Below are 22,628 nucleotides of genomic sequence, written 5' to 3'. Positions count from 1 at the left end.
CCTTTTTTTTATGCAATTTTGTCAAACTTTTGGAATCAATGAAATATCAAAAACTTAAAAAAGCAATTGTCTTACTCGCAGATGGCACTATTTTTCATGGTAAAGCTGTAGGTAGAGAGGGTAGCGCTGTTGGTGAAGTATGTTTTAATACCGGCATGACAGGATATCAAGAAATTTTTACGGATCCGTCTTACTTCGGTCAGCTATGTGTAACTACCAATGCACATATTGGTAACTATGGTGTTACTAAAAACGATGTAGAATCAGATTCTATAAAAATCGCTGGTTTAATTTGTAAAAACTTTAGTTACGATTATTCAAGAGATATCGCAACAGGCTCATTAGAAGACTTCCTAAATGAAAACAATTTGTTAGCCATTTCAGATGTCGATACAAGAGCGTTGGTAAGCTACATTAGAGATAACGGTGCAATGAATGCTGTTATGTCTACAGACGTCGATAATATCGAAGGATTAAAGACGCTTTTAGCCGATACTCCAGATATGAATGGTCTTGAATTAGCCTCAAAAGTATCGACTAAAGAACCCTATTTTATAGGAGATGAAAACGCTTCAATTAAAATAGCCGCGTTAGATATCGGTATAAAGAAATCCATTCTAATTAATTTTGCTAAAAGAGATGCCTATATAAAAGTGTATCCTTACAATGCTTCTTTCGAAGAAATGAGTAGCTGGAATCCTGATGGCTATTTCTTATCTAACGGCCCTGGAGATCCAGAGCCTTTGATGGAAGCACAAGAATTAGCAAAAGAAATAATCAGTAGAAATTTACCGCTTTTCGGAATTTGTTTAGGGCATCAAATCATTGCTTTAGCCAATGGAATTACTACTTATAAAATGCATAATGGCCATCGCGGGATTAATCACCCAGTAAAAAATTTAGTGACAGGGAAGGGAGAAATCACCTCTCAAAATCATGGTTTCGCTATTAGCAGAGAAGAAGCCGAGGCACATTCGGATATTGAGATTACACACATTCATTTAAATGATAATACTGTTGCAGGTATTAAAATGAAATCTAAAAATGTATTCTCGGTGCAATACCACCCGGAAGCTAGTCCAGGGCCAAATGATGCTAATTATCTATTCGATCAATTTATAGAAAACATAAAATCTAAATAAATGTAAAGGACAATGAATATAATTTCATTGTCCTTTTTACTTTAATAAAAGCGAGATAGTTTTTTGTATTTCTTTACTAATAACTATTTTTAGCTTGAAATTAAACAGTAAATTTGAACACAAGACCAACTTAAACATATATTATGAGTATTATAATTAACGTCCACGCAAGACAAATTTTTGATTCAAGAGGGAACCCAACAGTAGAAGTCGATGTAGAAACAGAAAACGGATACTTTGGTAGAGCAGCAGTGCCTTCTGGAGCATCTACTGGAGAACACGAAGCAGTGGAGCTTAGAGATGGCGGGAAAGACTTTATGGGAAAAGGTGTTTTAAATGCTGTAGAAAACGTTAATACTATTTTAGCCGAAGAACTTCTGGGCGTAAATGTTTTCGAACAAAACTATATAGATACCTTAATGTGTGAAATCGATGGTACACCTAATAAATCAAAGTTAGGTGCCAATGCCATATTAGGAGTGTCTTTAGCCGTGGCTAAAGCTGCCGCTGCCGAACTTGGTATGCCATTGTATAGATATGTTGGTGGAGTTAGCGCTAACACATTACCGGTTCCTATGATGAATATTATAAATGGGGGTTCACATAGTGATGCTCCAATTGCATTTCAGGAGTTTATGGTAATGCCGGTAAAAGCGAAAAACTTTTCACATAGCTTACAAATGGGAACTGAAATTTTTCATCATTTAAAAGCGGTGTTACACGGCCGTAATCTAAGTACTGCCGTAGGCGACGAAGGTGGGTTTGCACCAACATTAGAAGGTACTGAAGATGCTTTAGACACCATTGCGGTCGCTGTTAATAATGCAGGATATACTTTAGGTGAAGATGTAATGATTGCTTTAGATTGTGCTGCTGCAGAATTTTATGTAAACGGAAAATACGATTACACTAAATTTGAAGGGGAGTCTGGGAAAATTAGAACGAGTACAGAGCAGGCGGATTATCTAGCTGAATTAGCAGCAAAATATCCGATCCTTTCTATTGAAGATGGAATGGATGAAAACGATTGGGAAGGATGGAAATACTTAACAGAAAAAATTGGGGATAAAGTGCAATTGGTTGGTGACGATTTATTTGTTACTAATGTTGAAAGACTATCCAAAGGAATTACTGAAAATATTGCCAATTCTATTTTAATTAAAGTGAACCAAATAGGAACACTAACAGAAACGATAGCGGCTGTAAATTTGGCACATAATGCAGGGTATACCTCTGTTATGTCTCACCGCTCTGGTGAAACGGAAGATAATACTATTGCTGACTTAGCAGTAGCCTTAAATTGCGGACAAATAAAAACAGGTTCTGCGTCGCGAAGTGATCGTATGGCTAAATACAATCAGCTATTACGTATTGAAGAGGAATTAGGTAGCATTGCGTATTACCCAAGAGAAAAAGCGTTTAAAGTGGCTTTCTAGATGTAAGTTTACCTTTTATATAACTACAAACGGACTAAATGACCTTTATCAAGGTGGTTTAGTCCGTTTTTTGTAGTGAGAAGTGTAATCGTTGAATTGAATAAATAGTCGTTAAACGTAGTTCTATTGCGTTATAACGCTTTTAATCGTTAAAACAATACGTTTAATCTGAAGAAATAACGAAAAACACATCTCTTATTTGAAAAGAATAGTATTTTTGTTAAGCTAGCCCCTATTCAGTTTAGAATTAATTAACGCCCCTAAACCTAAAAAATCTACTATGAAAATAAAATTACTTCTTGCAATACTATCTGTTATAGTTATGCCGCTCTTCGCACAAAATAATGACATTCTGAAAGTTCAGCAAAAATCAGAATTGGCAAAGAATAATGAATCCAAAAAACGTGCTATTTCGGACGTGCAGCCCTCTGCCCTAACGGCGATTACTATAAGTGCTTTGGCGCCAACGGGAGATGCTAATCAGTCCTTTTGCTCTTCCGCCTTACCCACACTTAGTGATGTTATTGTAGACGGTAATAATATTCAATGGTACGATGCTAATTCTTTAGGAAACACACTACCTCTTGGAACAAGTTTATTGGATAATACAAGTTATTTTGCAACCCAAACAGTGGGTGGAGATGAAAGTGATACTAGACTCGAGGTTCTAGTCACATTATTAGCAGATGATGATGCGAGTTTCAGTTATTCAGGGTCCACATTCTGTAATACAGCTTACGATCCTTCACCAACGATTAACGGGTTAGCTGGCGGAACGTTTACAAGTTCTCCTGTAGGACTAATAATTGAAGCTAATACAGGTAGTGTTGATGTGTCAGCAAGTGCCCCCAACACATATGCCATTACTTACACCACCACCGGTGATTGTGTAAACAGCGCAACTGTTTCTTTAGCGGTAAATAGTGCAGACGATGCAAGTTTTAGTTACGCCGCGTCGGCATTCTGCGAAACAGACTCAGATCCAGTGCCAACGGTAACAGGCTTAGCTGGCGGAACGTTTACAAGTTCCCCTTCCGGATTAGTTATTGATGCGACTACAGGTAGCGTTGATGTGTCATCAAGCACTACTAATACGTATTCCATTACGTATATAACAAACGGTAATTGTATAAATAGTTCGACGGTGTCACTAACGGTAAACAGTTTAGATGATGCGAGTTTCAGTTATTCGGCATCAACATTCTGTACCTCAGATTCAGATGCAGTGCCGGCGGTAACAGGTTTAGCTGGCGGAACGTTTACAAGTTCCCCTTCCGGATTAGTGATTGATGCAACTACAGGTAGTGTTGATGTCTCAGCAAGTGGTACCAATTCTTATAGCATTACTTACACCACCAACGGTAATTGTGCGAATAATTTGACTGTTGCATTCACGGTAAACAGTTTAGATGATGCGAGTTTTAGTTATTCGGCGTCAACATTCTGTACATCAGACTCAGACTCAGATGCAGTGCCGGCGGTAACAGGTTTAGCTGGCGGAACGTTTACAAGTTCCCCTTCCGGATTAGTGATTGATGGAACTACAGGTAGTGTTGATGTCTCAGCAAGTGGTACCAATTCTTATAACATTACTTACACCACCAACGGTAATTGTGCGAATAGTTCGACTGTTGCATTCACGATAAATACTATTTCAACGTTGCCAACAGGAGCTTCTCCACAGTCTTTCTCAAGTGCTACAAATCCAACATTTGCAGACGTTATTATTAATGGAGACAATTTGCAATGGTATGATACCTTAACGGGAGGAAACTTTATTTCTATGTCAACCTCACTAACAGATGGTACTTTTTATGTGAGTAAAATGCCAGATGGCGAATGTGAAAGTGAGCGCCTAGAAATAGAAATATTATTAAATACTTTAGCTATCAATACTTTCGATAAGTCTATATTTTCTGTATATCCTAACCCGAATAACGGCCAATTCGATGTATCTTTTACTAAAATTTTAAAAAATCCAAAAGTGCAATTATTCGATATTCGAGGGCGAATGGTTTTTGAACAGACTTATAATATTTCAGAACAAAAATTAAAGGTTAGTACTTCGATTTTAGAAGGTGGTGTTTATATTGTACGAATAACGGCGCATTCCACGGTAATAGATAAGAAAATAATTATTACAAAGTAAACTTTTATTTTATATATAAACGGTGTTATTGAATGAATGTTATTAAAATAGCATTCGTATTATATTATTATAAATTTTAGTGATATCATAATTGTTAAAACCTTTGTTAATGCATTTCCTAAACCGAGTGGTTTTTTGTAATTTAGCATTCCGCAAAAACAAGTAAAACAAAAAGTAAATATGTCAAAAACTGCTACGTTAGAAATTAATGGCCAAAAGCACGAATTTCCTTTAATAGAAGGAACTGAAAAAGAAATCGCAATAGATATAAAAACTCTAAGAGCAGTAACAGGAGGTGTTACTACAATAGATCCAGGTTATAAAAACACAGGAGCTTGTGAGAGTGCGATTACTTTTCTAAATGGAGAAGAGGGTATTTTACGATACAGAGGATACTCAATAGAGGAATTAGCAGAAAAAGCAGATTTCTTAGAAGTCGCTTATCTTTTAATTTTTGGCGAATTACCTACGCAAGAGCAATTAGAGAAATTTCATAATGACATTAAAGATGAGTCTGTTGTAGACGACGACATTAAAAAAATAATAGATGCGTTTCCAAAAACGGCGCATCCAATGGGCGTTTTAGCTTCTCTAACCAGTGCTTTAACCGCATTTAATCCATCGTCTGTAAATATAGAGTCGGAAGACGATATGTATAGAGCTATTGTAAAAATATTAGGAAAATTTCCTGTGTTAGTAGCTTGGACAATGCGTAAGAAAAAAGGATTGCCATTAGATTACGGTGATCGTTCTTTAGGTTATGTTGAAAACGTTCTTAAAATGATGTTCAAGAAACCTAACGAAGAGTACAAGCAAAACCCTGTTTTAATAAACGCTTTAGATAAACTATTAATTTTACATGCAGATCACGAACAAAACTGTTCTACATCTACGGTTAGAATTGTAGGATCTTCTCACGCCGGGTTGTTCACTTCATTATCTGCTGGTATTTCTGCACTTTGGGGCCCACTTCACGGTGGTGCAAACCAAGCTGTTTTAGAAATGCTAGAAGCGATTAAAGAAGATGGTGGAGATACTAAAAAATATATGGCGAAAGCGAAGGATAAAGAAGATCCTTTCCGTTTAATGGGCTTCGGACATAGAGTTTATAAAAACTTCGATCCAAGAGCAAAAATCATTAAAGTAGCGGCTGATGAATTGTTGGAAGATTTAGGAATGGAAGATCCTATTTTGGATGTTGCTAAAGGTTTAGAAAAAGAAGCGCTACAAGACGATTACTTTGTAAAACGTAAATTATATCCAAACGTCGATTTCTACTCTGGAATTATTTACAGAGCAATGGATATCCCAACCGAAATGTTTACAGTAATGTTCGCATTAGGACGTTTACCAGGATGGATTGCACAATGGAGAGAAATGCGTTTACGTAAAGAACCAATTGGAAGACCAAGACAAGTATATATCGGTGAAAATCACAGAGATTTTAAAGCTATCGATAATCGCTAATTATATAGAAACACAATACACAAAGCTTCATAATTAATTCTTATGGAGCTTTTTTATATCTTAAATTATGTTGAAACTAAACGTTAAAAACGAAACCTCTCGTTTAAGAGCAGTTATTTTAGGAACGGCTAAAAGTTGCGGTGAAACGCCCAAAATAGAGGATGCTTACGACCCAAAATCGTTAGAGCATATTAAAGCGGGAACATATCCTATAGAGAAAGATATGGTCACGGAAATGGAGGCCGTGGCCGCTGTTTTAAATACGTATGATGTAAAAGTCTACAGACCAGAATTAATTGAGGATTATAACCAGATTTTTACAAGAGATATTGCCTTTGTAATCGACGATGTTTTGGTAAAAGCAAACATTTTACCCGAAAGAGAAAAAGAACTTGATGCTATACAGCACATAATAGATAAAATAGATCCTAAAAAGGTTATTCGTCCTCCAGAGGAAGCGCATATTGAAGGTGGTGATGTTATGTTATGGAATGATTATATCTTTATTGGAACCTATCGTGGTGAAGATTACTCCAATTATATCGTAGCTAGAACTAATAAAGCAGGAGTCGATTTTATAGCCGAATCTTTTCCGAATAAAAAAGTAAAAAGTTTTGATTTAGTGAAATCCCAAACTCAAGCTCGCGATAATGCATTACATTTAGACTGTTGTTTCCAACCTATTGGAAAAGATAAAGCGATACTTCATAAAGAAGGATTTAGAGATGAAACTGAGTTTAATTGGTTGTTAGATTTCTTCGGAAAGGATAATTGTTTTGTTATTTCTAAAGATGAAATGTATAACATGAATAGTAATATTTTCTCCATTTCTGAAGATGTTATCATTTCAGAACAAAACTTTACGCGTTTAAACACGTGGTTAAGAGAGAAAGGATTTACTGTTGAAGAAGTACCTTACGCCGAAATAGCGAAACAAGAAGGCTTGTTACGTTGTAGTACAATGCCTTTAATTAGAGATTAATTTAGAATTAACTTTTTTGAAACTACTTCGGTTTTATTTTTAAAAGTAAGTATATAAACGCCCTTTTTTAAGCGGCTTAAATCTAAGGTTTGAGTCTGTTTATTAAGGGCTTTTTCGTATACCTTTTTACCTAAAATATCAGAAATAAATACCGTATAATAAGTCATGCTTTTAAAATTAGATGATACGGTTACTAGTCCTTTTGAAGGGTTGGGGTAGATTTTAATGTTTTTTTTTTGGCTAGGGAGAACTTCTTGAGTACTTAATGTGCTTATTCCAACAGCAAACTCTAGTGCAGCACCTAGACTTCCTTTGGTAACTTCAAACACATAATTAGGGTCCATGTTTGCTAATACATCATTTGCAGTATGCGAGTACGGCGTTTCATTCTTTTCGTACAATCCAGTAATTACTTTCCCGGCATTTTCAAAAGGCACATAATCAGAGCCGTAAGCGTACGATAATTCGGTGCTTAAATTAGAATATAAACTTATACAATTGGCAAGACTATTTGTTTTTGTAAGGGACTCTGCATTGTTTTCTGTAGGATTGCTAGCATCATACTCGCAAATTAGTGTGTCATTTAGTGCGCCATTAACGCCACCCACTTGATCGATATTAAAAACTAAAGAAATATCTAAATTCTCCGGAATAGCGGTATTGTTTACATAATAATTGCTGCCAATTAATCCTGCTTCTTCACCACTAAAATGAATAAATTTTATTGAATATTCGGTATTTATATTGTGTAAAAGACGGGCCATTTCTAAAAGTAAAACCGTACCACTTCCATTATCGTTAGTTCCTGGACCATTTAAGGTGTCGTAATGCGCATCGATTATTATAAAGGTGTTAGGGTAAACACTCCCCGTTTTTGTCACGATAATATTATTTGTTGTATTACCTGAATAAGTGAAAGGTTGCTCAACAATGTCCGTATAACCCAAAGATTGATAACGCGAAACAATCCAATTTTTGGCATTATTTATAGCGGTAGATCCATTTGTTTTAATGCCGAAATTTTCGAATGTGGTTAAGTCTGTTACGATGTTAGAGGCAGAAACCGTGTTCACAATATCGCCATAAAACGGATTGTAGGTTTGTGATATTGCCTTAGTGGTATACAGTAAAATACAAAAATAAAATAGGAGTAAAGCGCGATTCATTATAACTAATAGGATTTATTACGGTGAAGATATTAATTTATTACGGACTCTAAACCGATTAAAAAGTTAATTTAAAACTAACGTTTGGCGTTATTCCCAACGATCTTTTTTCAATTTTTAATATCGAATCATCTGGTTCTATAGAATAATAGGTGTTCAGATTATTTTTGGTATTGAAAAGGTTCCAAATAGAAACACCGATATCGGCTTTTGTGGTTTCGGTAAATTTAAAATTGAAAGTCGCCGAAAAATCTGTTCTAAAATAATCTTTTAGATGTCTGCTGTTTGGTGATTCATAATTTATGTTGCCGTCAAACACTTCATTTCCAACCACAGGAGCTGTCGTAATATTTCCTGTATGCCAATTAAAACCAAGTGCTAATTTTAGGTTGTTTATGGTATACGTGTTGGCAAATGTTAAAGCATTAGTAATATCTGTAGTGTTTGGGAAAGTTGCACCATCGTTTAAGGTTTCAAAGGTATAATCGTTAGCGCTTAACGAGTAGCTTAACCACATACTAAAGTTTGTAAATTGTTTATTTATTAAGAAATCTATGCCGTTTACGCGGTAACTTCCAATAGCATTTACAAATTGATATTGGTTTTGCATGCCCTGACTTCTCGTTGTTATACCGTTTACGTTTTTGGCGTAAAACTCCGCACTGACCAATAATTTATTGGCTTTGTATTGTAATCCCAAAGACGCTTGTTTACTCTTTAAGGTAGGGATTGTAGTGTTATTAGCTAATACCCATCGCCTTTTTTCGATTCCTAAAAAATCGTTTTGCCTATCGATAACTTGCGACGTAATTTGACTTTTATATTCGCCTAATACTTCGAGTTTAAAATATTTTAAAAACTTCTGACTAAAACTTAATCGTGGTTCAATGTGTATCTGGTTGGAAATAGAATATTTATTAGCGCGCAAGCCAGCTTTTATAAATGTTTTATTGGAAGTTGAGCTCCAAATGGCTTCGCTATACCCTGATGTACTTATCGCTATCTTCTTTAGACGACTTTTAAAAGGAGGGTTGTTCGTTGCTTCTCCATTTGAAACACCAATTTCGAACACTTGAATTCCATTAAGCCAAATTAAATTTGGGTTCACATAAAACTCAGTATTCAATTTAAGATTCGTTTCTAACACCTCATTTTGTTGTTGTAGTTGCTGGTTGTTTTCAATTTTAAAATTTCGCGCATCCAATTTATAATGGGTAACATACGCTTGTGCTTCTGTCGAAAATTTAGAATTCCAATCTCGGCGATAGGTAATGCCAACTGCTTGATTACGCTGCTCAATACCACTTGAAATATTAGTGCTCGTTCCTGTAGGGCTTTCAATATAACGTAACGCATTGAAAGTTGTGGTTGCACTAAGACTTATTTGATCTTTTTTTGAAGGCTTATAAATAAGTTTGGAATTAACATCATAAAAATAAAAGGCATCGTTTTTAATGGTGTTTTCACTATTCGTAATATCGGTATCCTGAAATACACGCTCAAAATAATTAGAATAAGTAGCGGTTTCAAAGACATCGGTTATCGAGCGGCGGGCCGAGACTTGCATTTCTAATTTATCAGTAATAGGTACTTTACCAAAACCGCTAAAATTAATTAGATTTAATCCTAAACCTCCCGACGCTTCATTATTTAATTGAGAATCCAATTCCATAGCAATCGTACTAGAAACCGCATCACCAAATTGCGCGCTAGTTCCGTTTTTAGAGACCTCTACTTTTCGTGTTAAGTTGGGAGTAAAACTCGATATTAAACCAAAAAAATGTCCCGATTGGTACATTTTAATCCCGTCCCATAAAATAAGGTTTTGGTCGTGAGTACCACCGCGAACGTTTAAATTAGACACCGATTCGTCGGTGCTTAAAACACCTGGTAGCGCTTGTACGGTTTGTAAGATGTCGGGTTCTATTAATCCGGGAAGAATTCCGAATTTTTTGGTTCGAATGGCAATGCCTCCAGCTTTCGTTTTTGAGATTCCAGAGGTTAAGTAATCGGAGAGGTAGACTTCATCTAATTTTTGAATATCCGTAACATTCTTTTTTGCAGGTTGTATCACAATAAAGCGCGAATTAAGAACGCTAAACTCTAAGTGACAATCTCTTTCTAACCGATTTAAAACGTCGTTTAATTCTAAATTTTCAGCTGGAAGAACACTTGTTTTGTTCGCTATGGTGATATCAGCATAAGAAAAACGAATAGTATAACGCTCTTGTATAATTTCTAAAACGGAAACAAGCGGGTGCCTATCGTCTGTAATGGTTTGCGAAAATATATTACAAACATTAAAAACAAATAAGAAAAATAAAAAAGTAAGTGTTCTCTTATTACTCACTACTAAGCAGTATAACGTCGCTGTCTTTTTTAAATGTTAAATGTAAAGGTAGCGTTATTGCTTGTAAAGCTACATTTATATTCTCGTGCGTAAAACTTCCTGTGAATAATTGTGTAGTATTTATGTCTTTAGTATTTACTGTTACGTTGTATTGTCTTTCAAACTCTGCAATAACATAACGAAGCGGCATACTTTTAAAAGTGCTTTCGTTTGCAAGCCATAACGGACTTCCAATCGAAACAATTTCAGTTGCTTTACGTTCTCCATCTATAACAACAAAGCTTTCATTGGGTTTTAAAATTATCGAATCTGAGTTATAATTTACACTTACAGAACCTTCGTAGCACACCACTTCAAAATTAGAGTCGCGCTCTTTTACGCTAAATTGCGTGCCTAAAACAGTCACAATACCGTGTTTCGTTTGTACACTAAAAGTTGCGCCTTTGGCTACTTTAAAATACCCCTCACCGTTTAGTTTTATTTCACGATTACCGTTCCAATTCTTTGGATTAAAACGTATTGAAGATAATGAATTTAAAGTAACTGTAGAGGCGTCGGGTAATGTTATAGTGTTTTTTTGAGCTGCTAAAGTTTCAAAATTAGTGTCTTGAGTAGCGGTATAATAAAAAGTTCCAAAACCAATCGCTAAAACGGCAGCGATACGTAATATTGGTTTCATCCAGTTCCTTTTTTGCTTCGTCTGTTGTTTTGCCTTTAATTTTTCTTGCAAATCGGCTAATGCGTCATCGCTATTATAATCTTCGGTTTTAAAGCGCATTATCGCTTGAGATAACGTCACTAGATCCTCATAATCTTCAAGGTTTTTAAACGCTTCAAGCTCTGTCGGGCTAAGGTTATTATCTAACCATTTTAATATTAAGTCTTCTTTTTTCATAATGTGTATTCAACTATATAACAATTAACAGTTAATAATTCCTACCTTTTGTACACTCTAAATAGTATCGAGATCTTCTCGAAGTTTTTTTAAGGCGCCATAAATTCGTTTTTCTACCGCTTTTGTGCTAATCTCGAGAAGTGCTGCAATCTCCTTGTGGCGTTTACCTTCAACTCTATTTAGTAAAAAAGCGGTACGTTGGGCTTCGGTTAAATTAGAGATAGCACGCTGTAATTTCTCCATATACTCGTTGCCTTCCATAATATATTCCGGGGTTTCGTTGGTATAAGATTGTGGTTTGGTTTGCTGGTATTTTAAAACCACTTTCTGATGCTTGGTTTCATTTAGCATTAAATTATTACCAATAGTAAAAACATAACTTTTAGCCTTGTCGGGAGTTACTTTAGCGCAATTCTCCCATAGTTTAATAAAAGCGTCTTGCGTTTTATCTTTAGGGTTTAGGTGTGCGCCAAATTTATAGTACAGAAAATCGTGTAAACTTTTTGCGTGCTTTTTAAAAATAGAATTAAAAAGCGTTTCGTTGCAAATATCTTTTCGAAGGTTTTTACTCATATAGTTGTTATGCTATCGCATACAAAGTAGCAACATTATTTTTAAAAAGTCAAGGTAGGACTTTTAAGAACTAAATTGTTTAATAAAAGTAAGGAAGTTAAAAGGGCTTCTGGAATTTAACCTAAAAAAATAATTAAGTATGAAACCACAAAGTCATTTACAATTCTTTAAAAAACTTTTTATACTGCCAATCTTGGCCTTGTTTATAGTCACGTCTTGCCAAGATGAAATAGTAGAGGTAACACTCCCAAATAATCAAGACACCATCGGTGCAAATTCTAATTTGTCTAACTTACTGTCTAGTGTATCCTCTTTAAATGGTTCATTAGACGATATTATCGATAACGCAAGTTGCTTTGCAATAGCATTGCCAGTCACTATTGAAATTAATGGGTCTGTGTTTGTTGTGAATTCTGAAGATGATTATGAAATTATCATAAATATTTTTGAAGAATTTAGCGATGACGATGATTCTCTAGAAATCCAGTTTCCTATAACGATTATTTTAAATGATTATACCACATTAGAAATCACAAATCAATCAGAGTTAGAGGTGTTGGTGGATGAATGTTTAAATGATGAAGAACTTGATGACGCTATTGAATGTGTCGATTTTCAGTATCCCATTGTGTTCTCTGTCTACAATTCTAATTTTCAAGTCACCGAGACGGTAACCATTCAAGATGATGAAGCGTTATATAATTTTATTGAAGATTTAGATGGCGGTATTTTAGCGAGTCTTAATTTTCCTGTCACTTTAATTTTAAGCGATGGTTCTACAATTGAAGTAAATAATAACGTGGAATTAGAAGCCGTTATTGAAGCTGTCGGCGATACTTGCGACGATGATGATATGAATGAAGACGACGATTGCGCTATAGAAACCATTAATGGAAATATTGTAGAATGTATTTGGAGTGTTGCTAGTTATACCGGTAACGACGATTTAAGTGTGTTTACTTTCGAATTTAACAGTGATGGTTCAGTTTTAATATCAGATAATGGCAATTATGTTGATGGTAACTGGGAAGTCTCAGAAACGAACGAAGGTTTAGTGATTACATTTAGTAATATTAGTGCGAGCGTTATAGAGCTTATGTTAGGGGAGTGGCAAATTGTAGAGTGCGATGATGATGATTTAGAGCTAGCACAAAATCAAGACACTTTAATTTTAGAGCGCGATTGTAGCCCTGAAACGTTTGGTTGTTTTGAGAGCTTTAATGAAGAATTAATAGGTTGCGACGATGACAATGATGGTTTTGCGCAATTCGATTTAGACGCGGCTTATGCCAATTGCAATCCAAACGGTGAATTTTATATTACCTATCACGAAACATTAGTAGATGCAGAAATAGGTGCATACGCGATAACATCTCCGTATACAAATATGACAAACCCAACAACATTATACGTACGAGTAGAATTAGTTAATAATCCATATCAATTTGAAATTTTTGAACTTGAACTAATTCTAGAAAACTGCAATCCTACCACGTGTTCCGAAACCGATCTTACTAATTACTTACAAGAATGCGATTGGAATGTTGTAAATTTTAATGGTAGTGACGATTTAATAATTTATGACTTAGAATTTCAAATAAATAATACCCTAGTAATTACCGGAAATGGTGAAACATTAACGACAACTTACACCGTGACGCAAGATGCAAATGGAGTGTATTTAGAATTCGATAATGTAAGTGGTCCAAATATTCAAGCCATTACAGGTATCTGGCATATTATAGATTGCGATACAGAACGTTTAGAAATGACAATGGGAGATAATACAATGGTGATGGAACGTGATTGTAATTAAAATAAACACTCGTTTTGTGTGTTTTGTCTATTGAAAAGGATGCAAAACAGATACAATAATTCTTAAAAGAGAGCGATTTGTATATGCTTTTAGGGTAATAAAAGCATTCAAAATGATTACTTTAACACAGTCTATAGAGTGTGTTAGTGTGGTAAACCTTTAGATTTAAAAAGAAATACAAGAGTAGATTTAGTTTTTTTAGTAGGAAAAAGAGTTGTTGCCATAACAGCTCTTTTTTTTTGCGTTAATTAAATAGTAGTTAAACTTTAAAAAGACACATCAAATTCTTATTTTTGCAACTCTTAAAAAGACAATAAACTATGTTCAATAATTTAAGTGATAAGTTAGATAAAGCGTTACACGTATTAAAAGGCCACGGAAGCATAACAGAAGTTAATGTTGCCGAGACTTTAAAAGAAGTACGTCGTGCCTTATTAGACGCCGATGTTAACTTTAAAATTGCTAAAGAATTTACGACTAGAGTAAAGACAAAAGCATTGGGGCAAAATGTGTTAACCACGTTACAGCCAGGGCAATTAATGGTTAAAATCGTTAAAGACGAATTAACAGAATTAATGGGTGGTGATGCCGCAGAACTAAACTTGACTGGAACACCAACAGTTATTTTAATGTCTGGTTTACAAGGGTCTGGTAAAACAACCTTTTCTGGTAAGTTAGCCAATTACTTAAAAAATAAAAAAACAAAGAACCCTTTATTGGTAGCCTGTGATGTGTATCGTCCGGCGGCGATCGATCAATTACATATTGTAGGAGAGCAATTAAATATAGAGGTGTTTAGTGATAAAGGAAATAACGATCCTGTGGCCATTGCGCAAGCTGGTATTGCACACGCAAAGGCAAACGGGCATAACGTTGTTATTATCGATACCGCAGGTCGCTTGGCTGTAGATGAAGCGATGATGACCGAAATTTCGAACATTCACAAAGCTATTGAGCCACAAGAAACGTTGTTTGTTGTCGATTCAATGACAGGTCAAGATGCTGTAAATACAGCAAAAGCATTTAACGATGTTTTAAATTTCGACGGGGTTATCCTAACCAAATTAGATGGTGACACACGTGGTGGAGCAGCGATTTCCATTAAATCTGTAGTTAATAAGCCTATTAAGTTTATTGGTACTGGAGAGAAAATGGAAGCGATAGATGTATTCTATCCAGCGCGTATGGCCGATCGTATTCTTGGAATGGGAGATGTTGTGTCTTTAGTAGAAAGAGCACAAGACCAATTTGATGAAGATGAAGCGAGAAATTTGCAAAAGAAAATTGCAAAGAATCAGTTTGGTTTCGACGATTTCCTAAAGCAAATTCAGCAAATCAAGAAAATGGGGAATATGAAAGACCTTGTTGGAATGATTCCTGGTGCTGGAAAAATGATGAAAGATATCGATATCGATGATGATGCCTTTAAACATATTGAAGCGATTATCCACTCGATGACAATAGAAGAAAGAACAAGCCCTTCGGTAATAAATGCCAGTCGTAAAAAGCGAATCGGTAAAGGTTCAGGAACGTCGGTGACACAAGTAAACCAACTCCTGAAGCAATTCGAGCAGATGAGTAAAATGATGAAAATGATGCAAGGCGGAGGCGGTAAACGTATGATGCAAGCAATGAAAAACATGAAATAACCCTTCTTGTTTTTTATTTTATTATAAATTGAAACCCAACCGATCTTAAACATAAGAACGGTGAAAATGAAAACTGATATTTAAAAGTAAAGCTACAGCAATCGCGCTTTATAACAATACCGCAACAAGACAAAGCAATGACAATATTAGATGGTAAAAAAGTAAGCAACGACATTAAAGATGAAATTGCCGAGGAAGTAAAAAAAATGAAAGCTAATGGAGAGAAAGTTCCCCATCTAGCCGCCATTATTGTTGGTAACGATGGAGCCAGTTTAACTTACGTAGGAAGTAAAGTGCGCGCTTGCGAGCGTGTAGGTTTCGAATCTACAATGGTGCGTTTATCTAACACAACTAGCGAAATTGAATTATTAGATAGAATTGAAGAGTTAAATAATGATGACAATATCGATGGCTTTATCATTCAATTGCCCTTACCTCCACAAATTGATACTCAAAAAGTATTAATGGCTGTAAACCCAGATAAAGATGTCGATGGTTTTCACCCAATGAACTTTGGTAAAATGGCATTAGACATGTCTACATTTATTCCTGCAACACCATTTGGTATTTTAGAATTGTTAGAGCGTTACAACGTGTCTACAAAAGGAAAACATACTGTCGTTATTGGCCGTTCGCATATTGTAGGACGACCAATGAGTATTTTAATGGGGCGTAAAGGATTTCCTGGAAACTCAACAGTAACATTAACACATAGCCACACAAAAAATATAACGCAAATTACCTCCCAAGCAGATATTATAATCTCAGCTTTAGGTGTACCAAACTTCTTAAAAGCCGAAATGGTGAAAGAAGATGCCGTTATTATCGATGTTGGAATAACAAGAGTTGCCGATGAGTCGTCTCCAAAAGGATATGTAATTACAGGAGATGTCGATTTCGAAAACGTGAGTAAAAAAGCGAGTTTTATTACGCCAGTTCCTGGTGGAGTAGGACCTATGACGATTGCAATGTTGCTTAAAAACACGCTATTGGCAAGAGAACGTCACTTAGCGAGATAACTAAGACAACCGTAGTATTATAAAATGCTTATAACTCTTTTCAATATTTTATCATCGGTAAAAATTGGGAGTTATAAGCATTTTTGCCTATACGCATTGCGGCTGTTTTTACCATTGTACTCATAAAACGGGTTATAACGATGTCCCAGGAAATACAAACACGTGTCTTTAAACTTTTAGGAGTGCTTGTTACTTTAGCCATTATTGCTACCACTCTTACTTAGCGCTAACCACCGATTAAATTACTACCGATTTACCGCTATTACTATGTCGTTTTCTAGACTTAATAAGCGTAGAATTCACGTATTATAGAACCTACTGGATGTACGAGATATTGCTGTTTTGGGGGATTGCAGGAACCTCTCAAGCGATTATAACGCCGGATATCCCCGCAGAGTTTCCAGTTTTTAACTTTTTTAGATCATGGACTGCGTATTTAGTGCTTTTTACTATTATGGCTATATGGCACCGTCGTTTTTAATATGCGATCGAGCATTAAAAGTGTCTTCAAATCTTTTTTGGTGTTGCAAGTTTAAATGGCTGTAATGCTGATTGTAAACTCTCTTTTAGGATTGAATTATTCCTACTTAAACCGAAAACTAACTACGCATCAGCTTTAGATTATTTAGTCGATAGGCCGCAATATATTATTGTTGTTGAGGTCTTTCTAACTCCGTATTTTTTACTGATCTATCTTCCGTTTTATCTTATCGATAAAAAAAAGTCTGGAGCTTGAAGGTTTAAAAGGTATTAGGTGAAGAGCGGAACAACTATAATTTAATAAAATACCACTGCATCTATTAAATTAAAAAGTCCGCTCTAAGTTGCCAACTTCCAATTAACGTCTACTCTTCGTAGGAATGCCGTTTTTAACTTTAGCATTGTATTCTTTATCAGAATTCTCTAATAACATATTAAGTGTTTTAAATTCGTCTTTAGTGAACTCGCGATATTCTCCGACGGGGATGTCCAACTTAATATTCATAATTCTAACCCGCTTTAATGCGACTACTTCATAAGTTAAATATTCGCACATTCTACGAATCTGTCGGTTCAAACCTTGAGTAAGAATAATGCTAAACGTCGTCGAATCTATTTGTCGTACTACACAAGGTTTTGTCGTTTTGCCTAAATCTTCTAGAGGGATACCACCTGCCATACGCTTTATAAACGTTTGCGAAATAGTCTTGTCTACACTCACTATATATTCCTTATCGTGGTTGTTGCTTCCTCTTAAAATTTTATTTACGATATCGCCATCGTCCGTCATAAAAATTAAACCTTCACTCGGTTTATCTAAACGGCCAATAGGAAATATACGTTTTGGGTAATTTATGTACTCAATAATATTATCTTTTTCAACAGTGGTGTCTGTTGTGCAAACAATGCCTACGGGCTTATTAAAGGCAAGATAAACGTAGTCGTCTTTGCGTTCTGTAACGGCTTTGCCATCCACTTCTACAACATCACTTTCTTTTACTTTTGTACCCATTTCTGGCACTTCTCCATTTATGGTAACGCGGCCTGCAGCGATAAGTTTATCTCCTTCTCGGCGCGAGCAATAGCCAACTTCACTTAGGTATTTATTCAGTCTTGTTAATTTTTCTTCCATAGTGCAAAGCTACAATAAAGTTTAATGGGTTATAAATTTTATAATATGACTATTAATTTCTTTTTTTCGGAGGCTATGGCCAAATCCTTCAGTGGTAATTAAACGGCCTTTTTCTAGATTTTTAATAATGAGTTTAGCATCACTATACGGAATTATTTGATCGTTTTTATCGTGAATTAAAAGTGTATCCGTAGATATTTCTTTAACAAACTGCGCTAACGAAAAGTAATCTGGTGTTTTATTGAATGTTGAAAATACGCGATCATTTAAACCTTTTTCAATACGTTTGTTATAACCTAACATAGCAACATAGCGCTCGAAAACGCCAGTAAATTCTGAAGGAGCGCCTAAAAGAATTAGTTTTTCAACGGCTTTATTTTGATGCTGATATTGATAAAATACTGAAGCCATACCACCTACCGAATGGCCGATTATAATTTCGGGATGGTAAATAGTGGTCACTTTATGAATACACTCTGCATATAAAATAGCATTAAAATGTTTGCCAGACGTTTTACCGTGTGCTGGAGCGTCTAAAGCCACAATGTTGTAATCTAACGCCTGAAGTTCTGTAATTAGTTTTTCCCAACGGTGCGTATTACTTTCCCAACCGTGAACGAGCAAAATAGTCTTTTTACTTCCTTGCCAATGGTACGTGGCAATCTTTAAAGCATCGTGCGTTATGGTTTGCTGTACCGCAGTATTTAAAAAGGGCTGTTGTGTATCTTTAACACGCCCTTTTCTGGGCGTTATAAATAGGCTCCAAGCTTTGCTAGTGGCATAGTTTTGCGACGCGTAGCTAGCAGCATTTAGCGCGTTACCTATTATTTTAATAAGTGTTTTAGACATATATTTAGTCTTCTCTATGTACTTTGTCTATAGAAAACGCAGGGGTGCAAACCGACAGATAGTCGCAAGCAATAGTAAACGGGTTCGAATATTGCACACGCGTGTTTTTCTCTATTTTAATAGATTGCCCAGCTTCGAGAACAATAATCTCGTCGTCTATAATAAATTGTTTTTTACCTTTTATAATATAAGTATACTCATCGAATTCTGGCGTTTGAAAAGGCTCTTCCCAATTGGCAGGTGCCACCATATGCGCAATACTTATGTCTTGGTTTCCATCGGTCGCTTGCCCGAAATGCTCTTCAATTAATTTGCCATCTGTGGTGGGTACAACAAAAGGAGAATTCTGTATTTTATATTTTTTAGTGCTCATTATTTTAAAGGTTTTCTTTTAATCATTCCGCCTTTTAAATCTTTAACAACATTCATTATTATAAAGGCATCTTGATCTATTTTGTCTATTTCAGTTTCAAATCGGGCAAGTTCTAAACGTGTAATAATGATAAATATAATGGGTTTATTATACTCATCTTTACCCGTTTTATAACCGCCTTTACCAGCATATATAGTACACGCCCGGCGCATTTTTTCGGTGAGCATTAAACGAATGTCTTCGTGCTGTTTTGAAATAATGGTAACACCAATGTATTCTTCAACACCATCTATAACATAATCTATAGTTTTTGCGGCAGATAAATACGTTAGGATTGCATATAGCGCAGTTTCTACCGATAAGATATAAGCACCTACCGAGAAAATTAAGATATTTATAACCAGTAAAACATCCCCAATAGTTAACGATAATTTTCGACTTAAATAAATAGCTAAAACCTCGGTACCGTCAATAACACTGCCGCCTCTCATAGCCATACCAATACCGAAACCTAGAAAAAAGCCTCCAAAAATAGAAATAAGTAGTTTGTCTTCGGTTACTATTGGATAGTCCACAAAATGTACCACTAAAGCTAGTAAAGTAATAGCCACGACACTTTTTAGAGCAAATTTCACACTAATAGTTTGCATTGCTAAAGCTAGAAAAGGAATGTTTACGACAATAAGTAAAATACTCAATGAAATACCCGTCATATTTTGTATTAATAGCGACATCCCGGTAACACCACCATCTATAAAATTATTAGGTAATAAAAAGCCTTTTAAACCAAACCCTGCAGAAATAACACCAATAACCATATATAGTGTTTCCTTAAGACCGTGAGACAATTCAATTTCTAAATTTCTAACAATAGAACCGACTTCATTTTTCTGGTCGTCAATAAGAACACCGCTACTTTTTATGCGTTTATTAGCAATTTTTGTGAGTACTTTTTTTATAAATGGAATCATATATTATGTCGCTTCTTATAAGGTTGAATAGTGATGAAATGTTTTAATCCGTAGTGGCAGAAATTAATCGTTCCAACCTACCATAAAGTATTTAATTTTTGCGGTATCAGGAATATTATTAGCTACAATTTTTTGTGATACTTTAAATTGAAGATCTGAAGGCAATTCCTTTTTGTCGATTGTAAAGAACGTGTTATTTTCGTTTACAAAAATTACTACATTACTAATGGTGTTTTGAATACTAGAAATTTTATAGTTTGCTTTAATATCTCCAAAAGTACTTTCGGTACTAATGCCTTTTTCCGTTTTGTAACGCGGATCGATAATTTTTATAGTTTCAATAGTAGCCGTTGAATCTATCAAATGATTAGGTGATAGCTCTAGCAATTTTTTTCCGCCTTTCTCGAAAACTTCTATATCGTTTCCGTTTTTTAAATAGGCATCTGTAGATGTGAAATTAGCTATGGAGTCGGCAGCGAAAATGGTTTTTAAATCGTTAATTTGAGTAGAATCGGTTAACAAACCAATATTCTGACTAGAAATTAAAAACGGATTAACTTCTTTCTCGCAAGAAGTAAAAAGTAGGCTAGCGATAGTAAGGGTAAAAAATAGTTTCTTCATTATATTATTCTTAATTATTTAGGGGTTAACTACAATACTTTCTTTATAATACCAAACACGCTTCGTATAAAAGTCGCGCTGGTTAATACTTTTATTAAGGGGTTTTGTGGGGTGCTACGATGAGATGAGGTGCGCGTCTTTTTCTGGCTATCGGCTTCTTTATCGAGTTTCGCTTTTACCGCTTCTGCAGCTTCAATTTTTTTATTTAATATTTCGTAAGCACTTTCGCGGTCTATTGTATCGTTATATTTTAAAGCCAATTTAGAATCGTCGATAACGACTTGTAGTTCTTTATCCGTTAAAATATCCATTCTACTCATTGGAGCACGCATCATCGTTGCCGCCAATGGCGTTGGTCGGCCTTTTTCATCCAATGCAGAAACTAGAGCTTCACCAGTTCCTAAGGCCGTTAAAATCGCCGCGGTGTCGTAATAATCGGTATCAGGATAATTCTGGGCCGTTAATTTTATAGCTTTTCGATCTTTGGCAGTAAAAGCTCTTAAAGCGTGTTGGACTTTTAAGCCTAACTGACTTAAAACACCTTCAGGAACGTCGGTTGGGTTTTGCGTAACAAAATAAATACCCACGCCTTTACTGCGAATTAATTTTACAATACTTTCTATTTGATTAAGAAGTGCTTTAGAGGCTTCATTAAAAATTAAATGCGCCTCGTCTATAAACAATACTAATTCTGGTTTTTCAGAGTCGCCTTGTTCGGGTAGCGTTTCATAGATTTCAGCTAATAAACTCAACATAAATGTCGAAAAAAGCTTCGGTTTATCTTGAATGTCTGTTAATCTTATAATGTTAATGTAGCCTTTACCATCGCGAGTGGTTCGCATTAAATCTTCAACTTCAAAACTTTTCTCTCCGAAGAAGAGATCGCCACCTTGCTGTTCTATTTCGATTAGTTTTCTTAAAATAGCACCGGTTGAAGCAGTAGAAATACGACCGTATTCTTCTTGAAATTCAGCTTTACCATCTTGAGTACAGTAGTGAAGAATTTTTTTAAAATCTTTTAAATCTAATAAAGGGAGTTTGTTATCGTCGCAATATTTAAAAATTACCGATACAATGCCCGATTGGGTGTCTGTTAATTCCAAAATACGAGAGAGTAAAACAGGACCAAATTCACTAATAGTAGCGCGAAGTCTTACCCCGTTTTGTTCCGAAAGCGTCATCAATTCAATAGGAAATCCTTTAGCATCAAACGGAATACCAATTTTTTCGTGGCGTTCATCAATTTTTTCGTGTCCGGGACTTGGTTTTGCTAATCCGCTTAGGTCACCTTTAATATCCATTAAAAGGACAGGAATTCCTTTGTCGCTTAAATTTTCAGCTAAAACCTGTAGCGTTTTTGTTTTTCCGGTTCCGGTAGCTCCAGCAATTAAGCCATGACGATTCATTGTTTTTAAAGGAATCTTAACATAAGCGTTAGTTACCGTTTCACCGTCTAGCATAGCCGATCCTAAAGTTATAAAATCGCCTTGAGTTTTGTTTCCTTCGGTAATATGATTAAAGAATTCGTCGCGTTTACTCATACTATTTAATTTGTTTG

19 protein-coding genes are annotated in these 22,628 nt (G+C 35.4%); 9 read left to right on the top strand and 10 right to left on the bottom strand.

Annotated elements, in window-relative coordinates:
- Window positions 1–38 precede the first annotated feature (38 nt).
- The 5 genes from carA (at window position 39) to ES676_RS08865 (ending at window position 7,176) form a co-directional block, all read left to right on the top strand.
- Window positions 39–1,142, top strand: coding sequence for a glutamine-hydrolyzing carbamoyl-phosphate synthase small subunit (gene carA, locus ES676_RS08885; protein WP_148369973.1), 1,104 nt, complete (start codon window positions 39–41; stop codon window positions 1,140–1,142).
- Between the two features lie 143 nt (window positions 1,143–1,285).
- Entirely contained in the window at window positions 1,286–2,578 is a 1,293-nt protein-coding gene (gene eno, locus ES676_RS08880) for a phosphopyruvate hydratase (RefSeq protein WP_148369972.1), read from the top strand.
- A gap of 280 nt (window positions 2,579–2,858) precedes the next feature.
- Window positions 2,859–4,727: a T9SS type A sorting domain-containing protein gene (locus tag ES676_RS08875; protein WP_148369971.1), complete on the top strand. Its 1,869-nt coding sequence runs from the start codon at window positions 2,859–2,861 to the stop codon at window positions 4,725–4,727.
- Window positions 4,728–4,907: 180 nt separating this feature from the next.
- Window positions 4,908–6,194 carry a citrate synthase gene (locus tag ES676_RS08870; RefSeq protein WP_148369970.1) on the top strand — a complete coding sequence of 429 codons (1,287 nt, stop codon included), beginning with the start codon at window positions 4,908–4,910 and terminating at the stop codon, window positions 6,192–6,194.
- A gap of 67 nt (window positions 6,195–6,261) precedes the next feature.
- Window positions 6,262–7,176, top strand: coding sequence for a dimethylarginine dimethylaminohydrolase family protein (locus ES676_RS08865; RefSeq protein ID WP_148369969.1), 915 nt, complete (start codon window positions 6,262–6,264; stop codon window positions 7,174–7,176).
- Here ES676_RS08865 and ES676_RS08860 read toward each other — a convergent pair.
- Genes ES676_RS08860 through ES676_RS08845 form a run of 4 tightly spaced genes read right to left on the bottom strand, consistent with a single transcriptional unit; the run spans window position 7,173 to window position 12,160 of the window.
- Window positions 7,173–8,342 (bottom strand): M28 family peptidase, encoded by a 1,170-nt coding sequence (locus tag ES676_RS08860; RefSeq protein WP_148369968.1) that lies wholly within the window; start codon window positions 8,340–8,342, stop codon window positions 7,173–7,175. The two genes, ES676_RS08865 and ES676_RS08860, sit on opposite strands and share 4 nt — an antisense overlap.
- 58 nt (window positions 8,343–8,400) lie before the next feature.
- Window positions 8,401–10,692 (bottom strand): TonB-dependent receptor plug domain-containing protein, encoded by a 2,292-nt coding sequence (locus ES676_RS08855; protein ID WP_148369967.1) that lies wholly within the window; start codon window positions 10,690–10,692, stop codon window positions 8,401–8,403.
- The gene (locus tag ES676_RS08850) at window positions 10,685–11,587 is read right to left on the bottom strand and encodes a FecR family protein (RefSeq protein WP_148369966.1); all 903 of its coding nucleotides are present in this window, start codon (window positions 11,585–11,587) and stop codon (window positions 10,685–10,687) included. Before ES676_RS08850 ends, ES676_RS08855 begins: the two co-directional genes overlap by 8 nt.
- A 57-nt stretch (window positions 11,588–11,644) precedes the next feature.
- Window positions 11,645–12,160: an RNA polymerase sigma factor gene (locus tag ES676_RS08845; RefSeq protein ID WP_148369965.1), complete on the bottom strand. Its 516-nt coding sequence runs from the start codon at window positions 12,158–12,160 to the stop codon at window positions 11,645–11,647.
- Between the two features lie 139 nt (window positions 12,161–12,299).
- On the opposite strand from ES676_RS08845, the gene ES676_RS08840 reads away from it, so the two are divergent.
- The 4 genes from ES676_RS08840 (at window position 12,300) to ES676_RS14710 (ending at window position 17,125) form a co-directional block, all read left to right on the top strand.
- Window positions 12,300–13,976, top strand: a complete 1,677-nt coding sequence (locus ES676_RS08840) for a hypothetical protein (protein WP_148369964.1) — start codon at window positions 12,300–12,302, stop codon at window positions 13,974–13,976.
- A 320-nt stretch (window positions 13,977–14,296) separates the two neighbouring features.
- Complete coding sequence (gene ffh / locus ES676_RS08835) at window positions 14,297–15,625, top strand: signal recognition particle protein (protein WP_148369963.1); 1,329 nt, start codon at window positions 14,297–14,299, stop codon at window positions 15,623–15,625.
- A 137-nt stretch (window positions 15,626–15,762) separates the two neighbouring features.
- The gene (locus ES676_RS08830; protein ID WP_148369962.1) at window positions 15,763–16,644 is read left to right on the top strand and encodes a bifunctional 5,10-methylenetetrahydrofolate dehydrogenase/5,10-methenyltetrahydrofolate cyclohydrolase; all 882 of its coding nucleotides are present in this window, start codon (window positions 15,763–15,765) and stop codon (window positions 16,642–16,644) included.
- 241 nt (window positions 16,645–16,885) lie between these two features.
- The gene (locus ES676_RS14710; protein WP_449374890.1) at window positions 16,886–17,125 is read left to right on the top strand and encodes a TMEM164 family acyltransferase; all 240 of its coding nucleotides are present in this window, start codon (window positions 16,886–16,888) and stop codon (window positions 17,123–17,125) included.
- A gap of 357 nt (window positions 17,126–17,482) precedes the next feature.
- Here the strand turns inward: ES676_RS14710 and ES676_RS08825 are convergent, their stop codons facing one another.
- From ES676_RS08825 to ES676_RS08800, 6 genes are all read right to left on the bottom strand, one after another.
- Window positions 17,483–18,256: a pseudouridine synthase gene (locus ES676_RS08825; protein ID WP_148369961.1), complete on the bottom strand. Its 774-nt coding sequence runs from the start codon at window positions 18,254–18,256 to the stop codon at window positions 17,483–17,485.
- Between the two features lie 21 nt (window positions 18,257–18,277).
- On the bottom strand, window positions 18,278–19,105 hold the full coding sequence (locus ES676_RS08820; RefSeq protein WP_148369960.1) for an alpha/beta fold hydrolase: 828 nt from the start codon (window positions 19,103–19,105) through the stop codon (window positions 18,278–18,280).
- 4 nt (window positions 19,106–19,109) lie between these two features.
- A complete protein-coding gene (locus ES676_RS08815) occupies window positions 19,110–19,478 on the bottom strand; it encodes a cupin domain-containing protein (RefSeq protein WP_148369959.1) in 369 nt (122 codons plus the stop codon).
- Entirely contained in the window at window positions 19,478–20,449 is a 972-nt protein-coding gene (locus ES676_RS08810) for a YitT family protein (protein WP_148369958.1), read from the bottom strand. The genes ES676_RS08815 and ES676_RS08810 overlap by 1 nt, the downstream gene beginning before the upstream one ends.
- A 63-nt stretch (window positions 20,450–20,512) precedes the next feature.
- Window positions 20,513–21,070: a hypothetical protein gene (locus ES676_RS08805; protein ID WP_148369957.1), complete on the bottom strand. Its 558-nt coding sequence runs from the start codon at window positions 21,068–21,070 to the stop codon at window positions 20,513–20,515.
- 29 nt (window positions 21,071–21,099) lie between these two features.
- Window positions 21,100–22,611 carry a helicase HerA-like domain-containing protein gene (locus ES676_RS08800; RefSeq protein ID WP_148369956.1) on the bottom strand — a complete coding sequence of 504 codons (1,512 nt, stop codon included), beginning with the start codon at window positions 22,609–22,611 and terminating at the stop codon, window positions 21,100–21,102.
- Window positions 22,612–22,628: the final 17 nt, after the last annotated feature.

It is taken from the genome of Bizionia saleffrena, from assembly GCF_008086175.1.
GTDB lineage: Bacteria > Bacteroidota > Bacteroidia > Flavobacteriales > Flavobacteriaceae > Bizionia > Bizionia saleffrena.
The sequence above is the reverse complement of the archived record's forward strand: the minus strand, read 5'-3'. Positions and strand labels throughout refer to the sequence as shown.

What these genes read in the sequence shown, in the direction of transcription:
- carA (WP_148369973.1), top strand. Translation starts at nt 39, where the DNA reads ATGAAATATCAAAAACTTAAAAAAGCAATTGTCTTACTCGCAGATGGC.
- eno (WP_148369972.1), top strand. Translation starts at nt 1,286, where the DNA reads ATGAGTATTATAATTAACGTCCACGCAAGACAAATTTTTGATTCAAGA.
- ES676_RS08875 (WP_148369971.1), top strand. Translation starts at nt 2,859, where the DNA reads ATGAAAATAAAATTACTTCTTGCAATACTATCTGTTATAGTTATGCCG.
- ES676_RS08870 (WP_148369970.1), top strand. Translation starts at nt 4,908, where the DNA reads ATGTCAAAAACTGCTACGTTAGAAATTAATGGCCAAAAGCACGAATTT.
- ES676_RS08865 (WP_148369969.1), top strand. Translation starts at nt 6,262, where the DNA reads ATGTTGAAACTAAACGTTAAAAACGAAACCTCTCGTTTAAGAGCAGTT.
- ES676_RS08860 (WP_148369968.1), bottom strand. Translation starts at nt 8,342, where the DNA reads ATGAATCGCGCTTTACTCCTATTTTATTTTTGTATTTTACTGTATACC.
- ES676_RS08850 (WP_148369966.1), bottom strand. Translation starts at nt 11,587, where the DNA reads ATGAAAAAAGAAGACTTAATATTAAAATGGTTAGATAATAACCTTAGC.
- ES676_RS08845 (WP_148369965.1), bottom strand. Translation starts at nt 12,160, where the DNA reads ATGAGTAAAAACCTTCGAAAAGATATTTGCAACGAAACGCTTTTTAAT.
- ES676_RS08840 (WP_148369964.1), top strand. Translation starts at nt 12,300, where the DNA reads ATGAAACCACAAAGTCATTTACAATTCTTTAAAAAACTTTTTATACTG.
- ffh (WP_148369963.1), top strand. Translation starts at nt 14,297, where the DNA reads ATGTTCAATAATTTAAGTGATAAGTTAGATAAAGCGTTACACGTATTA.
- ES676_RS08830 (WP_148369962.1), top strand. Translation starts at nt 15,763, where the DNA reads ATGACAATATTAGATGGTAAAAAAGTAAGCAACGACATTAAAGATGAA.
- ES676_RS08825 (WP_148369961.1), bottom strand. Translation starts at nt 18,256, where the DNA reads ATGGAAGAAAAATTAACAAGACTGAATAAATACCTAAGTGAAGTTGGC.
- ES676_RS08820 (WP_148369960.1), bottom strand. Translation starts at nt 19,105, where the DNA reads ATGTCTAAAACACTTATTAAAATAATAGGTAACGCGCTAAATGCTGCT.
- ES676_RS08815 (WP_148369959.1), bottom strand. Translation starts at nt 19,478, where the DNA reads ATGAGCACTAAAAAATATAAAATACAGAATTCTCCTTTTGTTGTACCC.
- ES676_RS08810 (WP_148369958.1), bottom strand. Translation starts at nt 20,449, where the DNA reads ATGATTCCATTTATAAAAAAAGTACTCACAAAAATTGCTAATAAACGC.
- ES676_RS08805 (WP_148369957.1), bottom strand. Translation starts at nt 21,070, where the DNA reads ATGAAGAAACTATTTTTTACCCTTACTATCGCTAGCCTACTTTTTACT.
- ES676_RS08800 (WP_148369956.1), bottom strand. Translation starts at nt 22,611, where the DNA reads ATGAGTAAACGCGACGAATTCTTTAATCATATTACCGAAGGAAACAAA.